The sequence below is a fragment of the Alteromonas mediterranea DE genome (assembly GCF_000020585.3).
GTDB lineage: Bacteria > Pseudomonadota > Gammaproteobacteria > Enterobacterales > Alteromonadaceae > Alteromonas > Alteromonas mediterranea.
Genome location: NC_011138.3, coordinates 1,184,795 through 1,200,674 on the forward strand (window position 1 = coordinate 1,184,795; position 15,880 = coordinate 1,200,674).

Genomic DNA, 15,880 nt, shown 5'->3' on the forward strand with positions numbered 1-15,880 from the left:
TGATGAATTGGCACATCTTCTGCTTTATCTAAGCCATAGTTTAACAGCGTCTGCAATTTGACGAGGGCAATATGGCTTTTGACAGCACACCCCAATCAACTGAGTACTCAGCATCAAGCTATGCGTTAGATAGTATTGATAATGCGATATCTCGTGATGAATACGACCCTTCAAGCAGTGACGATATTTCGTCTTTACGGTTGCAGGCGAGTCGACTTGAACACTTACTTCAGGTAATGCCTGCGGGCGTTATTGTTATAGACGGCAAAGGGATCGTACGCCAAGCCAATGAACAAGCGAAAGCACTGTTAGGTGAACCGCTTGAAGAGGAAGTGTGGCGAAGTATTATCACGCGCTCATTCAAGCCCCGCGCTGACGATGGCCACGAAGTTTCACTTGTTGACGGTCGCCGAGTGAAGCTTTCTATCACGCCATTAGAAAATGAGCCTGGGCAATTAATTGTTATTACCGACTTAACCGAAACGCGACAGCTGCAAGCACGCGTGAGTCATATGCAGCGTCTGTCCTCTTTGGGAAAAATGGTGGCATCCCTTGCTCACCAAATTCGTACGCCTCTTTCTGCGGCCATGCTCTATGCGTCTAATTTAACGCGCAAAGGCTTAGGGCAAGAAGCACAAACTCAATTTGCAAACAAGCTAACTGACAGGCTTAAAGAGCTAGAGAGTCAGGTTAACGACATGCTGCTTTTCGCTAAGTCAGGGGAAGAACAAGTTGTCAGCCAAATTAGCTTGGGAGAGTTGTTTACTTCAATTGAAGGCAGTGCCCAAACCATGATAGTGCAAGCACATCAAACATTAGGGTTTTCTGGTTTTGAACAAGAGGTGTCGATAACCGGCAACCTTACTGCACTTCAAGGTGCGCTATTAAACCTTATTCACAACGCCAGCCAAGTAACACCAAAAGGTGAGCTTGTGGCTGTTGACGCTTCGGTCTCTGGAAATCGTTTAAATATCGCTGTAACTGATAAAGGCCCAGGCGTACCTGAAGGCCTCAAACACAAAATATTTGAGCCATTTTTCACCACAAAAAACAACGGCACCGGCCTTGGTTTGGCGGTGGTTAAGTCGGTCGTCAATGCGCACAACGGTACCCTTAGTGTATTTAATACACCTGAAGGCGGCGCTTGCTTTAGCGTTTCTTTGCCATGCAAAGCGAGTACTCAATCATCACATACATTGACCCATGTTGCGTAAGCCATAGGAGAGGATCATGTCTAAAACTACTATCTTAATTGTTGAAGATGACGCGGGGTTGCGCGAAGCACTCTTAGACACGCTTTTACTCGGCAACTACAACGTGGTTGAAGCCGACTGTGCTGAACAAGCGCTAATGATGTTATCAATGCAAGCGATAGACTTGGTTGTTAGCGATATCCAAATGGGTGAAATGAGCGGCCTTACGCTTCTTAAGAGTATTAAAGCAAAATATCCGAATATGCCAGTATTGTTAATGACCGCTTACGCCACTGTTAACGATGCGGTGCAAGCAATGCGCGACGGTGCGACTGATTATTTATCTAAGCCATTCGCACCAGAAGTGCTGCTAAACCTTGTAGGGCGCTACGCACCAGCACAAAAAATCGAATCTCGCACGCCAATCGTCGCAGACCCCTCTAGCTTGAAGCTGCTTGAACTCTCTCGAAAAGTCGCCAAGTCTGAAGCGACGGTAATGGTGATGGGGCCTAGCGGTTCAGGTAAAGAAGTGTTATCCCGCTATATACACGACCAGTCACCGCGCAGCGATGCGCCTTTTGTGGCCATTAATTGTGCTGCCATTCCAGAAAATATGTTGGAGGCGACGCTATTTGGTTATGAAAAAGGGGCGTTTACCGGCGCTATTCAGGCTTGCCCGGGTAAGTTTGAACAAGCCCAAGACGGTACGCTTTTACTCGATGAAATTACCGAGATGGATCTGGCGTTACAGGCGAAACTACTTCGCGTACTGCAAGAGCGTGAGGTGGAAAGGCTTGGCGGTCGCAAAACGGTTAAGCTAAACGTGCGCGTTATCGCTACAAGCAATAGAGATTTGAAAAAAGCGGTAGAGGCAGGTGAGTTCAGAGAAGACTTATATTACCGCTTAAATGTGTTTCCAATTGAATGGCGACCCTTAAGTGAGCGCCCCGGCGATATTGTTCCTCTTGCTGAACACCTTGTGCAGCGCCACGCCAGTTCACAAGGGTTAGGTTCAATAAGGCTGAGTGCTGCTGCCCGTAACAAGTTGTCGCAGTACGGCTGGCCGGGTAATGTGCGCGAATTAGAAAACGTGGTACAACGCGCGCTTATCCTTTGTGAAAATAACGAAATAGACGCCAGTGATCTCATGATTGACGAAGATATCTCAGCGCCCGTTGAAGCTGTACAAGAGCAGGCTGACGAAAACAGACTAGGCTCAGAGCTGCGTTACCAAGAGCATCAAATTATTCTCGATACACTGGTGTCGTGCAACGGCAAGCGTAAAGATGTCGCTGAAAAGCTGGGTATTAGCCCTCGTACGTTGCGTTATAAACTTGCTCGAATGCGTGAAGACGGCATCGAAGTACCTGCATAACGTTAAATACTGTAACCCCTTGCTTCCCCTCAAACCTACCCGTCGCCTTTGCTACTAAAAAGGCGGCGGTTTTTTGTTGCTCCTATGTGGTACAACGTCATTAATTTGGCTGTACGCCAAAAATTATTGTTAAGCTTTTGAAATTAAATGGTTTTTAAAGTTGGCAAGCCCTTTGCTAAATCACTCTTATATATTCGCTATTCGCCGCCGCATTGCCGGTAAATGAAGAAACACTAGGAGTGGTTATGGACGTTAAAGCCAACAGTTTGTATCAAGAAATGCAAAATATGATCGGGCAAACTCGTCTTCAAGTTAATGAACCTCAACAGCAATCGCTTAATGAGATCAATACCTCTGCAAGTGACTTCTCGACCATGCTAAAAAATGCGGTTGATGGCGTGAATAATATGCAGCTAGAGTCAAAAGATGTGCAGCAACGTTTTGAGATGGGTGACCCTAGTCTAAGTTTGGCGCAGGTTATGTTAACTAAAGAAAAATCGGGCATTGCCTTTGAGGCAACTGTTCAGGTACGAAATAAAGTACTTGAAGCCTATAAAACAATAATGAACATGCCGGTGTAGGTGGAGTAGGTTATGGCTGAAGCAACAGGTACAAACCTAACGGTTCCTGACCAAAATCAAGCGGTGGACAACGAGCCAGAGAATAAATCTGGCTTTATGGACACCCTAGGCAGCGCTGACATGATGCGTCAAATGGCGCTCGTCGTCGTCCTCGTTATTTGTGTGGCTATCGCTATTTTTATTCTGATTTGGTCACAAGAGCCTGATTATCGTCCACTCGCGAAAATGGAAACTCAAGAGCTTATAGAGACGCTTGATTACATGGATGCGAATCAAATTGAATATAAGCTTGAAGGCAATACGGTTTATGTGAGAAGCGATGAGTTCCAAAATATTCGGTTAGGTATGACCCGTCAGGGATTAACCAATAGTTCTGATGCGGGCACAGACATTATCATGCAGGACATGGGCTTTGGGGTAAGCCAGCGGGTAGAGATGGAGCGCCTTAAACATGCCCGAGAGCAGCAAATCGCCGCGACAATTGAAGATATTGCCAGTATCCAAAAAGCGCGGGTATTGCTCGCCACGCCCAAAGAAAACGTGTTTGCACGCAGAGAGAAAAAAGCGTCAGCCACTGTGGTGCTAACCGCAAAGCGTGGCGCAGTAATCGCCGGTGAAGAAGCTGATGCGGTTGTTGATATCGTGGCATCAGCGGTTCAAAACATGGAGCCGTCTAAGGTGACGGTGACCGACAGTAACGGCCGCTTGCTAAATTCCGGCTCACAAGACTCGATGAGCGCTCGTGCTAGAAAAGAATACGAAATTGAGCGCCAGCGCGAGCAAGAGTACTTAGAAAAAATTGATGCTATATTAATACCCGTACTGGGTATTGGGAACTACACGGCGCAAGCCGATGTTGCGATGGATTTCACTGCGATTGAACAAACCCAGCGTAGCTACAACCCAGACCTTCCGGCTGTTCGAAGCGAGATGATTGTAGAGGAAAACAGCGTAGGAGGCGGTGTTGGCGGTATTCCTGGCGCATTATCAAATCAACCTCCGCTGGATTCTAATATCCCAGAAAACGCCGTGGGCGGTAGTCAACAAACTATGCCTGGACGCACGGCAAAAGAGTCAACGCGCAACTACGAACTTGATACCACCATTAGCCATACTAAAAAGCAAACGGGCGTTATAAGAAGGCTTAGCGTCTCTGTAGCGGTTGACTATACTCAGGTAGCAGGCGAAGACGGGGCAATGACTCCTACACCGCGTAAACAAGAAGAAATCTTAAATATTCGAAGACTTCTACAAGGCGGTATTGGTTTTGACGTGACCCGAGGCGACTCGTTAGAAGTGGTAAGTGTACCCTTCACGCGAATGGATACCGGCGAGATTGAAGACGCACCACTGTGGGAGCAACCCGGTTTTCTGCCAATTCTTAAGTTAGTTATTGGTGGCTTGGTTATAATCGTGCTTATCATTTTTGTGATTCGACCTATGCTGCGCCGTCTTATCAACCCAGATGAGACTAATGAGGCCGATGAGTTTGATGCCGATGAAGGCTTAGACTTAGGCGATGACACAATTAGCATGTTAACGTCTGACTTTGACGAAGGACAGGTTGGCTTTGCGCCAGATGGCTCACTTATGCTGCCTGACTTGCACAAAGACGAAGATGTACTTAAAGCCGTACGCGCCCTAGTGGCCAATGAACCAGAATTATCAGCCCAAGTAGTGAAGGGCTGGTTAATGCAAGACGAGTAGTGAGATAAGATTATGGCTGAAGAACTTGCCAATGTTGAAGAACCGTCATACGACGTCAGTAAATTAGAAGGCGTAGAGAAAGCTGCCATATTACTACTAAGCTTATCTGAAGAAGACGCGGCGCAGATATTAAAGCACCTTGAACCGAAACAAGTGCAGAAGCTGGGTTCTGAAATGGCGAAAGTGGACGATATGACGCAAACCAAAATCACGTCAGTTCACAAACACTTCATTGAAGAGATTCAGAACTACAGCACTATTGGCTTCCAGAGCCAAGACTTTGTTAAGCGAGCGCTAACTGCGGCGTTAGGTGAAGATAAGGCGGCAAACCTTATCGATCAGATCCTAATGGGCAGTGGCGCAAAAGGTCTAGATTCACTGAAATGGATGGACTCTAAACAAGTTGCCAGCATTATTCGAAACGAACACCCGCAGATTCAAACCATTGTCATGTCGTATTTAGAGCCAGAGCAAAGTGCCGAAATCTTGGCGCAGTTCCCTGAAAAAGTTCGACTTGATTTGTTAATGCGTATTGCGAATTTAGAAGAAGTACAGCCTGCTGCGCTTCAAGAGCTAAACGAAATTATGGAGAAACAGTTTGCTGGTCAAGCGGGTACGCAAGCAGCCAAAATGGGCGGCCTGAAGTCTGCAGCGAACATCATGAACTATCTAGATACCGCAATAGAAGGTCAGCTGATGGACGCCATTCGCGAGCAAGACGAAGAAATGAGTCAGCAAATTCAAGATCTTATGTTCGTATTCGACAACTTAGTCGATGTGGACGACAAAGGTATTCAGGCAATATTGCGCGAAGTTCAGCAAGATGCGCTGCTTAAAGCCATTAAAGGGGCTGACGAAGAGCTTAAAGATAAAATTATGCGCAACATGTCAAAACGCGCTGCTGAAATGCTTGGCGATGATCTGGAAGCCCTTGGTCCTGTGCGAATCAGTGAAGTGGAGACCGCGCAAAAAGAAATTCTGTCCGTTGCTCGTCGACTTTCTGACTCAGGTGAAATCATGCTCGGTGGCGGTGGTGGTGAAGAGTTCCTGTAAGCCTTTCATAGGAATGTCTTTCAACGCTATGACCAATAAAGCCTAGGTAAATATATGACCGGTAATAAAAGTTTCAGTGAACACGAAATAAGTGAAGCGAAGAAGTGGGATTTACCCTTCGTAGACGACGCGACCGCGCCTAGGAAAGATGAGCCAACTAACGCCTTAAATAAACGTTCTGATTGGAAGTACGAGCCTCCTGAAGTGGAAGAGGAAATACTTCCACCCACTGCCGAAGAAATTGAAGCTATACGACAGGCAGCCTATGACGAAGGGTATCTAGAAGGCAAGGAAAAAGGGTTTGAAGAGGGCAAAACAGAGGGGCTTGAAACAGGGCTTAGTGAAGGCCAAGAACAGGGCCATGCCAAAGGGCTTGAACAAGGCTTAGATGAAGGCCGTCAGCAAATGGCTACCCAGGCAGAAGTGTGGCAAATGCTTGCGGACAAACTTCACGATCCACTCTCACAAGCCAATGATGAAACTCGCGACCAACTGGTTAAACTTGCGGTTACGCTTGCAAAGTCAGTTATTAAGGTAGAGGTAAGCACTAACCAACAGGTTATTCTGCAAGCGCTAAGTGAAGGCATAAAAGCCCTTCCTATTAATCAAACCGAATACCAAATTCATATGCACCCTGACGATATTGCATTGGTTAATGCGCACTTTGGTGACGAAGAAATGTCCAAAAAAGGCTGGAATTTGGTGGAGGCTCCCGCCATGGAAAGGGGCGGGTGTGATATTACCACGGTGCACAATGCCGTTGATGTGTCGATTGAGCGCCGTTGCCGTGATGTTATTGAAAAATTTTTGCTAAACCAAGGGCTATCCGATGACTAGCCCGTGGCATAGTCACTTTGAATCACTGACTAAGCAGGTCACAACGCCACCTGTAGTCGCAGCAGGGAAACTCGTTCGCGGTATCGGCCTTACCCTTGAAGCGGTAGGTTGCCAGCTGCCGGTGGGTAGTCAATGTTTAGTGCAGACTGTGGAAGGCGAGATAGAAGCAGAAGTGGTTGGCTTCGGTGATGATATTACCTATTTGATGCCGACAGAAGCGGTGCGAGGGATAGTGCCCGGTAGCCGCGTTATGCCATTAAACCGTCAAAGTGGTTTGCCTGTTGGAATGGGCCTTTTAGGCCGCGTGGTAGACGGAAACGGACAGCCACTCGATGGACTTGGTGAAATTGATGCTGAAGCGAGAGCCCCCACCACGCGTCCTCCTATGAACCCGCTTATTCGTCGTCCTATCAATGCGCCAATGGATGTGGGCGTGCGCGCCATTAACGCACTCAATACGGTAGGCGTAGGCCAGCGTATGGGGCTGTTTGCCGGTAGTGGCGTGGGTAAAAGTGTACTGCTTGGCATGATGACCCGCGGTTGCGAAGCCGATGTGGTGGTGGTCGGGCTCGTCGGTGAGCGTGGGCGGGAAGTGAAAGAGTTTATACACGACATACTCACCGAAGAAGAGCGTCAGCGCGCCGTTGTTGTCGCTGCCCCTGCAGACACCTCCCCGTTGATGCGCCTTAAAGGCTGCGAAACAGCGGTTACCATTGCTGAATATTTTCGCGACAAGGGGATGAAAGTTCTTCTTCTGATAGATTCCCTTACGCGCTACGCGATGGCGCAGCGTGAAATTGCCCTTGCCGTTGGCGAGCCGCCTGCTACTAAAGGCTACCCACCGTCGGTGTTTGCTCGCCTACCTGCATTAGTCGAGCGTGCCGGTAACGGCAGCGAGCGACAGGGTTCGATAACGGCTTTTTATACCGTATTAACCGAAGGTGATGATTTGCAAGACCCCATTGCTGATGCGGCGCGCGCCATTTTAGATGGCCACGTTGTACTATCGCGCACTTTAGCCGATAGCGGCCATTACCCGGCTATAGATATCGAAGCGTCAATAAGTCGTGTTATGCCAATGGTGGTGAGTGAAGAGCACCAGCTTATGGCGCGTCGCATTCGCCAGGTTTACTCAAATTACAAACAAAACCAAGACCTCATTTCTATTGGTGCTTATGCCAAGGGCTCAGACCCACGTATAGACTTAGCGATTCGTGCAGAGCCAGCGATTAATGCATTATTGCAACAAGGTATGAAGCAAGTCATTCCTTATGACGAAAGCTTAGAAGGTATGGCTGCCCTAGCTAAAGGGCTAGGGCAGGGGTGATGTGCTTTGTAGTAGAGCGTAGGTGGTCATTTGTGAACATGAAGCCAGAATCCTTTATCAAGGTATCGACAAATGTCTAAACAACTAGAACGTTTAGCCGAGTTTGAGCGAGAAAAAGAGCAGCGAGAAGCGCGGTATTACCAGCAGGCTCAGCAGAATGTTAATCAGCAAAAGCAAAAACTAACCAGCCTTGAGCAGTATCGCATCGACTATATAAAAGGTATTCAGCAAACCGGGCAATCGGGTGTGACGGCTACCTACTATCAGCAGCATCTATCCTTTGTGGGAAAATTAGATAAAGCGTGTGAACAACAGATGCAGGTGATTGCTCGCGCGCAAATGGCGGCAGACCAGCGTAAGCAAATGTGGCTTAAACAACAGCAAAAAGTGAAAGCGGTTACCTTGCTGCTTGATAAAAAAAAGCTAGCTCAGCAGAAAAAAGAAGCAAAAGCAGAGCAAGCAATGATGGATGAATTTGCTACCCAGCGTTTTTTTCGTGCCAAGCGCTCACCTTTTTGACATTTTTTCGCACACATAGCCAGTTTGGCGCAACCCTTGCAAAACTCTTCTTAGAATGTACCACCACAACTTATTTACGTAACGATTTACGCTACTTTGCCGTTGGCTAATGCGATTTAAAGGCCTAGGCGATTAGCATTGGCAAAGACATTATTTAAGAAATATTACGCCTTATGAAATGTCGAGTAAGTCATTAAAAAAACGTAAGTGTATGTAAAGTATATGGGTGTTGGTCGTTTAGTGGTTTTTATTTTTGCTTAAGGCTTGAAGCGTTTGGCGCAAAGAAACCACTTCGGGTTTACGCCTTCTATGATGAAGTCGAATTAAATGTAGGACGGTAGGACATTATGCAACAAGTTGCCGCACAAAAAACAGACATTGCCGCATTACCCTTTTCTGCCTCTAGCACAGCAAAAGCAGTAGAGACTGGAATCGGTTCACAACAAGATGCTAATAGCGAAAATAATCAGGCATTTAATCGACTTTATCAAGATGCTAAAGCTTCGCGCTCAGACTTCGTGCTTAATGATAAGTCGAGTCAAACTCCGAGCAGCCGAGCTCAAGACCGAGCTGCTTCTGAACAAATGGCTAAAAGCGCAAAAGATAAAGACGCCGGCCATACGGACCTACCCGATAATCACCGAGCGACCGACCGGGCAGACGAATACGATAGCAGCGCACAAGCCACTGAGGCAGAGGCGCAACAAGGTCGCGTTCGATCAGAAATTGAAGATACTCGGGAAACCCAAAAGCGTGAACTTGCGCAGCAGCTTGTCGCTGATGGCGAGGCAGTGGAACAGCGCAGCGTTACCGAGGCTAAGTTTGTTTTAGGCGAAGGCGGTAAAAAAGATGCTGAAGCTGGGGTAATTACCACTCCTGGAACGCCGGATGCAAAACCCATTAAAGAAGACGAGGCTGAGCCTGATTGGATTGCCTATGTTGAAACCGTGGTAAACGGTATGGCAAAGGGTGAGCAGCAAAGTGACAATAATAAGGGTAATACACCCACTAGCCAGGTTGCCGAGTTAGTCGAGGATAACGTTGATGTGCTGTCGGTTAATGAGGCGGGGAAGCTTTGGAAACTGCCTGAAAACGTAGACGCTAGCGATGCGCCTTCTTTACTTGCACACTTTCTTACGCAGCTAAATAGCGAGGGTGAAGCTAGCTTAGAAAAATTTTCCGATAGCGCCCTGTCACATGAAGCAAAGCAAACGCTTAGTGCGTTAGCTTCCCTGTTATCTAAGCAAAGTAGTGAAGGCGAACACAACGGTAGTGACACGTCATTTGAACCGTCAACAATTCAACAGTTTTCAACTGACGGTGAAGCAGAAAGTGAAGATAGCCTTTCGGCACTTTTGGCGAAGCTCATGGAAAGTAGCAGTGCTGAAGAGACAAGTAAGCCTGTTGATGCAGGCGCACTTGCATCTAACGAGCTAGATGCCGAAGCCCTTGATTTAAAAGAACTTGGAACGGACGAGCTAGATGCCGAAGCTCTTGATTTAAAAGAACTTGCAACGGACGAGTCGTTAATTTTAAGTTTGATCGCCGATGAACTTAATAACGTGCAAGAAGAGGGCGCTGAAGAAAGCGAGGCGTTAATTGATGAAACCCTTACAGAGTTAGCTAGCGATCCTACCATCACGCAAGGTGTTAATGGTAGCGTCATTAGTCGCGGTGAAACTAACAGTGCCAACGCTGCCAATGCAGCAGGCGTATCAGCTCAATCAAGTACAAATGTGCAAAGCGCTGTGATAGATCAGTCTCAGCAAGCGACAGAAATACCATCTGACTTGCTAACGGCTATCAGTGAGCTTTCGCCTCAAAGTGCACAGAAAGCAACAGAAGCCTTCGCAGAACGCATGGTTGCAACCATGCCCAGCGGTCAACAGCAACAGGCCGTTAAGGCGAATATCATAGCCGGTATTAATGAATTTCAGCAGCAAGTTGAGCAGGGCATAGAGCCGGGTATTGACTTAAGTGGTATCGTGGCTGACGCGGCAAAAGACGCGGCGGTGAGTACTGAAATGGTGGCATCTATGACTGCCAAAGTAGATAGTCAGGCGAGTCAGTTTTTAAACTTAATGTCGCAGACACAAGCAAGTGCACAACACGCTATTTTAGGTCTAGTGGCGCAAACTGACACCGTTATGCAGGAAAATAGTCAGCTTCGCGCTGAAGCGTCAAAAACTCAGCAGCAATTTGAAGGCTTTGATAAAGCGGTCAATATTCATAAAAGCGAAGGACAGCAACAGCTTAACGAGAAAATTCGCTGGATGGTTAATGCTAGAAACACGATGGCAGAAATTCGTTTAGACCCGCCTGAGCTTGGCAGTATGCAGGTTCGCGTTAACGTTGCGGGAGACGCCGCAAGCGTTAGCTTTGTGGTGCAGTCACAGCAAGCAAAAGACGCACTGGCAGAGGCCATGCCGAAACTGAGAGATATGCTGTCAGAGCAGGGCATTGAGTTAGGTGATGCTGAAGTGCGAAAAGATAACTCGTCGAACAATGAACATGGCCAGCAACTTGCAGGAGAGGCTAATCAAGGCCGTGGCGAGCGTGGAGAAAATGACGGCCTAGATGAAATGGAAGGTACACGTGTTATTGAACAGCCCGTTACGCGTGCAGCGAAAGGCGGTATCGATTTTTATGCGTAGGTCTGTGAGTTTTGAAGGCGGCACCACAATTACCAATAGGTAGCATGGTGAGAATACCCCTAGGCTGCTATGGTTGATGTAATTATCAATGAGTGCCTTGCAAAACCTGTAAATTGCTTTCTAACTTCTTAGATAAAGATAAGCATATACAAACAATGGCATTGCCATTTTTGAAGGAACCTTGATAATACGCTTTTTCTAGGACTACTGACGAGTTACACATGGCTGATGAAGAATTACAAGTAGAAGACGGCGGTAAAAAGAAAGGCAAAATGATGTTGATCATTATAATTGCTGTCGTTCTTGTTGGGGGCGGAGCTGCCGCTTATTTCCTACTGTTCGCAGGTGGCGATGAGCCCGCGGCTGAGCAGCTTGCTGAAACTGATGCTGCAGCCGCAGCCGCTACCGCACCAGCCGCTGGCCCAGGAAATGCAGAAATGGGCACCGCACTTTATGTTGCTATGCCTCGCCCCTTCGTTTTTAACGTACCTGGGTCGGGAAGAGACCGCCTCGTGCAGATAAAGGTTCAGCTATTGGTACGAGGTTCTGACAATGAAGAGTTAGCGAAAACGCACATACCGCTTATCGAAGGTACATTGCTACAGGCATTTAGCACATCTAATGCAGACGATTTGGTCACTGAGGCGGGCAAAATAGAACTTCGCGAGCAAGCGGTAAGTGAAGTCCAAAAAGCATTAAAAGACATTACGGGTAGCGACGTGGTAGAGCGCGTATTGTTTACTGGTTTTGTCATGCAGTAATGCATTGATTTGGTAAGGTAGAAGACGGTGAGTGATTTATTATCTCAAGATGAAATCGATGCCCTATTACACGGGGTAGATGATGTAGAAGAGGAAGAGGTTGGCGATAGCGACTCTGATGCTTCTACGCTCGAGTACGACTTCTCCTCGCAAGACAGAATTGTGCGTGGGCGAATGCCTACGCTCGAAATTGTGAATGAACGCTTCGCGCGCCATATGCGGGTGAGTTTATTCAACATGATGCGCCGCTCTGCTGAAGTATCGATTAACGGTATTCAAATGATTAAGTTCGGCGAATACATCCATACGTTATTTGTTCCGACCAGCCTAAATATGGTGCGCTTCCGTCCCCTTAAGGGAACTGGGCTCATTACCATGGAAGCGCGTCTTGTTTTTATTTTGGTAGACAACTTCTTTGGTGGCGATGGCCGCTATCATGCAAAAATCGAAGGCCGAGAATTCACGCCTACGGAACGTCGTATTATTCAGATGCTGCTTAAAATCATTTTCGAAGATTATAAAGAAGCATGGGCGCCGGTCATGGACGTGTCTTTCGAATACTTAGATTCGGAAGTCAACCCGGCAATGGCAAACATTGTAAGCCCCACCGAAGTAGTGGTTATCAGCTCGTTTCATATAGAGTTAGACGGTGGTGGTGGCGACTTCCACGTGTCGTTGCCATACTCAATGCTAGAACCGATACGCGAACTGCTAGACGCCGGTGTTCAAAGCGATAAAGAAGATACGGACTTGCGCTGGAGCAAAGCGCTTCGCGACGAAATTATGGATGTGAAAGTGGCATTAACTACCCACATGTTGGATGTCGATGTGCCTTTACGCGATGTGATGGAGTTTAAGCCAGGCGATATAATTCCGGTGGAAATGCCTGAAACTATCACAGTGCTAATCGAAGATTTACCTACGTTTAGGGCTAAGTTAGGCCGAAGCCGAGATAACTTGGCGCTTAAAATAGTAGAAAAAATTGCAAGACCGACTTCAGTGAAGTCTGAGCTACAGTTATTAACCCGCGGTGGGCGCATTATAGATAATGACGCAGAACTGCAAGTACTCGAAGAAGACCTGTAAGGTAGAGGGGAGTTCCCATGAGTGAAGATGGTATGGACGATTGGGCTGCGGCCATGGCCGAGCAAGCCGAATCTGAAGCTGATCAAGAAGCCGGTGACAACGAAGATGTTCAGGTTGCCGAACTTGACGAGTTAACCGACGATGCGCCGATCACCCAAGAAGAAAAGAAAAAGCTTGATACGATCCTAGATATTCCCGTGACTATTTCAATGGAAGTAGGTCGTAGTCAAATAAGTATCCGAAATCTGCTACAGTTGAACCAAGGGTCTGTGGTGGAGCTGGATCGTGTTGCCGGTGAGCCATTAGATGTATTAGTAAATGGCACGTTGATTGCTCATGGTGAAGTAGTAGTGGTCAACGACAAATTCGGTATTCGATTAACGGATGTTATTAGTCAAATTGAGAGAATCAAGAAGCTCAGATAAAACTTCTTATATACTAAGGGGTTGCGCCTTGCTGCCCCTTTTATTTAGCCAGCTAGCTGTCGCTCAGTCGACCCAGTCAATTACCAATCCCACGTCCGTACTGTCAATTTTCCTATCTTTGTTGCTGGTTGTCGGCGTTATTTTTGCGTTAGCCTATGTTATGCGTCGATTTAATGTCACTGCGATGGGAAACAACCAAATGAAAGTGGCGGCGAGTATGGTGGTGGGGACCAAAGAAAAAATAATGGTCATTCAGGTGGGCGATGAGCAGCACCTAATTGGCATCACCGGTCACAACATTTCTCATCTAAGTAAGCTTGAAAAAAATCTCGATATACCTGCTAAAGGGATGAGCAAGTCAACCGGTGAACAAGAAAATGGAGCCGATGCTTTTAAGCAAAAGCTCGTAGCGGCGATGGCGGGTAAACTCAACCCTAATATGGATAAGAATAAACCGAAGGAAGAATCGAGCGATGCGTAAGTTTGCCTGGCTACTTTTAACCCTGCCATTACTTTTATTTGTAGAGCCAGTGTATGCGCAACAGGGCATCTCAGCGGTTACAGTTACGACAAATCAAGATGGCTCTCAAGACTACACCATGACACTACAAGCGCTGTTCATTATGACGGCGCTCAGTTTAATACCCGCCTTTATCATGATGATGACGTCGTTCACACGGATTATTGTGGTGTTGTCCATTTTGCGTCAGGCAATCGGTTTACAGCAGTCACCGTCGAACCAAATACTCATTGGGGTAAGCTTATTTCTCTCTATGTTTATCATGGCGCCGGTGTTTGAAGAAGTGAATGAGCGGGCTTTACAGCCCTACCTCAATGAACAGCTTACAAGTTTAGATGCACTGGAACAGGCAAAGGGCCCTATGCGCGCTTTTATGCTTTCCCAAACCCGTGTTAAAGATTTAGAGACCTTTGTACGAATAGCGGGAGACGAGGGAAAATACGCTGATACAGATGAAGTGCCGCTGACTATTCTTATTCCAGCCTTTGTAACCAGCGAGCTTAAAACCGCCTTTCAAATTGGCTTTATGCTGTTTATTCCGTTTCTTATTATCGACTTGGTTGTAGCTTCAATATTGATGGCTATGGGTATGATGATGCTATCCCCCATGATTGTATCTTTACCTTTCAAACTCATGTTATTCGTACTGGTGGACGGCTGGAATCTCATTTTCGGCACACTCGCGACGAGTTTCGGTATGGGCGTCTAGGAGGGCTTATGTCACCAGAAGTCTTTGTAGAGATACTGCGAGAAGCCATGTTTATGGTAATCGTGCTGGTATCGGCGGTGATTGTTCCAAGCTTGATTGTAGGCTTGGTCGTCGCTGTATTTCAGGCCGCTACCAGTATCAACGAACAAACCATGAGTTTCCTGCCTCGCTTACTCGTTACGCTATTGGCATTGAGTTGGGGGGGGAACTGGCTGGTACAACAACTGATGGATTTCACCTTTAGAATGGTCGATATGATCCCTCAGGTTGTAGGCTAGAAGGTCTAATTCGTGGAAGTCGAACTCGCCACTATCAATCAGTTTCTTGCCGACATGCTCTTACCTTTTATGCGTATAAGCGGGCTGTTTGTAGCTATGATTGGCTTAAGTGCAAAGTCTATCCCTCCGCAGGTTAGGGCGCTTTTAGGAATAATGCTAACCCTTGTCATTATGCCGGTTGTACCTCCTTCACCTATTGAAAACTTAGTGAGTGTCGGTACCTTTTTAATTGTTATTCAACAATTACTGATAGGCATCGCTATTGGTTTTATTTCGATGATGGTATTGAACACCTTCGTGTTAGCAGGGCAGATCATCGCCATGCAAACCGGTTTGGGCTTTGCTTCGATTGTCGACCCGGTTAATGGTATTAACGTGCCGGCGGTCGGGCAGTTTTACCTTATTTTAGCGACCTTGTTGTTTTGGACACTCGACGGCCACTTGTCGATGATTCAAATGATAGTGATGAGTTTTGAGGCTTTTCCAATCGGCGAGGCGTGGTGGACAGGCGAACAGTTTCGCGATATTGCCCATTGGGGAGGCTGGATGTTCGTTTCCGCTATTACGCTTTCATTGGCGCCTATCGTCTCGCTGTTAATTGTTAATTTGGCCTTTGGTGTAATGACAAAAGCTGCGCCACAGCTGAACATTTTCAGCATTGGTTTTTCCATTGCTCAGCTAATGGGGCTGCTGATTATTTGGATAACGCTAGATAACTTTACTGCGCACTTTGAAACCCAATGGTTTAGGGCTGAACAGTTTATGTGTGAATTATTGAATATTTGTCCTTAGACAAGCAATACGCGTCGTTCGCAGAATATGGTATGACTGCGATCAGGTTAGGTGAGTAAACTC

The 15,880-nt window shown here is 46.9% G+C and carries 16 protein-coding genes; all 16 read left to right on the plus strand.

Features of this window, described 5'->3' with window-relative positions; all coding sequences use genetic code 11:
• The first annotated feature begins 71 nt into the window (after positions 1 to 71).
• The 16 genes from MADE_RS05430 (at position 72) to fliR (ending at position 15,817) form a co-directional block, all read left to right on the plus strand.
• Complete coding sequence (locus MADE_RS05430; protein ID WP_012517661.1) at positions 72 to 1,214, plus strand: sensor histidine kinase; 1,143 nt, start codon at positions 72 to 74, stop codon at positions 1,212 to 1,214.
• Positions 1,215 to 1,230: 16 nt separating this feature from the next.
• Positions 1,231 to 2,568: a sigma-54-dependent transcriptional regulator gene (locus tag MADE_RS05435; RefSeq protein ID WP_012517662.1), complete on the plus strand. Its 1,338-nt coding sequence runs from the start codon at positions 1,231 to 1,233 to the stop codon at positions 2,566 to 2,568.
• Positions 2,569 to 2,813: 245 nt separating this feature from the next.
• A complete protein-coding gene (gene fliE / locus MADE_RS05440; protein ID WP_012517663.1) occupies positions 2,814 to 3,149 on the plus strand; it encodes a flagellar hook-basal body complex protein FliE in 336 nt (111 codons plus the stop codon).
• A gap of 12 nt (positions 3,150 to 3,161) precedes the next feature.
• Positions 3,162 to 4,856, plus strand: coding sequence for a flagellar basal-body MS-ring/collar protein FliF (gene fliF, locus MADE_RS05445; protein WP_012517664.1), 1,695 nt, complete (start codon positions 3,162 to 3,164; stop codon positions 4,854 to 4,856).
• Between the two features lie 12 nt (positions 4,857 to 4,868).
• Positions 4,869 to 5,909, plus strand: a complete 1,041-nt coding sequence (gene fliG, locus MADE_RS05450) for a flagellar motor switch protein FliG (protein ID WP_012517665.1) — start codon at positions 4,869 to 4,871, stop codon at positions 5,907 to 5,909.
• Between the two features lie 54 nt (positions 5,910 to 5,963).
• Positions 5,964 to 6,746: a flagellar assembly protein FliH gene (gene fliH, locus MADE_RS05455; RefSeq protein ID WP_012517666.1), complete on the plus strand. Its 783-nt coding sequence runs from the start codon at positions 5,964 to 5,966 to the stop codon at positions 6,744 to 6,746.
• Entirely contained in the window at positions 6,739 to 8,073 is a 1,335-nt protein-coding gene (gene fliI, locus MADE_RS05460) for a flagellar protein export ATPase FliI (protein WP_012517667.1), read from the plus strand. The genes fliH and fliI overlap by 8 nt, the downstream gene beginning before the upstream one ends.
• A gap of 72 nt (positions 8,074 to 8,145) precedes the next feature.
• Positions 8,146 to 8,592: a flagellar export protein FliJ gene (gene fliJ / locus MADE_RS05465; RefSeq protein WP_012517668.1), complete on the plus strand. Its 447-nt coding sequence runs from the start codon at positions 8,146 to 8,148 to the stop codon at positions 8,590 to 8,592.
• A 347-nt stretch (positions 8,593 to 8,939) separates the two neighbouring features.
• Positions 8,940 to 11,246 (plus strand): flagellar hook-length control protein FliK, encoded by a 2,307-nt coding sequence (locus MADE_RS05470; protein WP_012517669.1) that lies wholly within the window; start codon positions 8,940 to 8,942, stop codon positions 11,244 to 11,246.
• Positions 11,247 to 11,467: 221 nt separating this feature from the next.
• Positions 11,468 to 12,007, plus strand: coding sequence for a flagellar basal body-associated protein FliL (gene fliL, locus MADE_RS05475; protein WP_012517670.1), 540 nt, complete (start codon positions 11,468 to 11,470; stop codon positions 12,005 to 12,007).
• 27 nt (positions 12,008 to 12,034) lie between these two features.
• Positions 12,035 to 13,093, plus strand: coding sequence for a flagellar motor switch protein FliM (gene fliM / locus MADE_RS05480; protein WP_012517671.1), 1,059 nt, complete (start codon positions 12,035 to 12,037; stop codon positions 13,091 to 13,093).
• A 17-nt stretch (positions 13,094 to 13,110) separates the two neighbouring features.
• Positions 13,111 to 13,518, plus strand: coding sequence for a flagellar motor switch protein FliN (gene fliN / locus MADE_RS05485; protein WP_012517672.1), 408 nt, complete (start codon positions 13,111 to 13,113; stop codon positions 13,516 to 13,518).
• Between the two features lie 28 nt (positions 13,519 to 13,546).
• Entirely contained in the window at positions 13,547 to 13,999 is a 453-nt protein-coding gene (fliO, locus tag MADE_RS05490; RefSeq protein WP_012517673.1) for a flagellar biosynthetic protein FliO, read from the plus strand.
• Positions 13,992 to 14,747, plus strand: coding sequence for a flagellar type III secretion system pore protein FliP (gene fliP / locus MADE_RS05495; RefSeq protein ID WP_012517674.1), 756 nt, complete (start codon positions 13,992 to 13,994; stop codon positions 14,745 to 14,747). The genes fliO and fliP overlap by 8 nt, the downstream gene beginning before the upstream one ends.
• Positions 14,748 to 14,755: 8 nt before the next feature.
• Positions 14,756 to 15,025 carry a flagellar biosynthesis protein FliQ gene (gene fliQ / locus MADE_RS05500; RefSeq protein ID WP_012517675.1) on the plus strand — a complete coding sequence of 90 codons (270 nt, stop codon included), beginning with the start codon at positions 14,756 to 14,758 and terminating at the stop codon, positions 15,023 to 15,025.
• A gap of 12 nt (positions 15,026 to 15,037) precedes the next feature.
• Positions 15,038 to 15,817: a flagellar biosynthetic protein FliR gene (fliR, locus tag MADE_RS05505; RefSeq protein WP_012517676.1), complete on the plus strand. Its 780-nt coding sequence runs from the start codon at positions 15,038 to 15,040 to the stop codon at positions 15,815 to 15,817.
• The last annotated feature ends 63 nt before the right edge of the window (positions 15,818 to 15,880 follow it).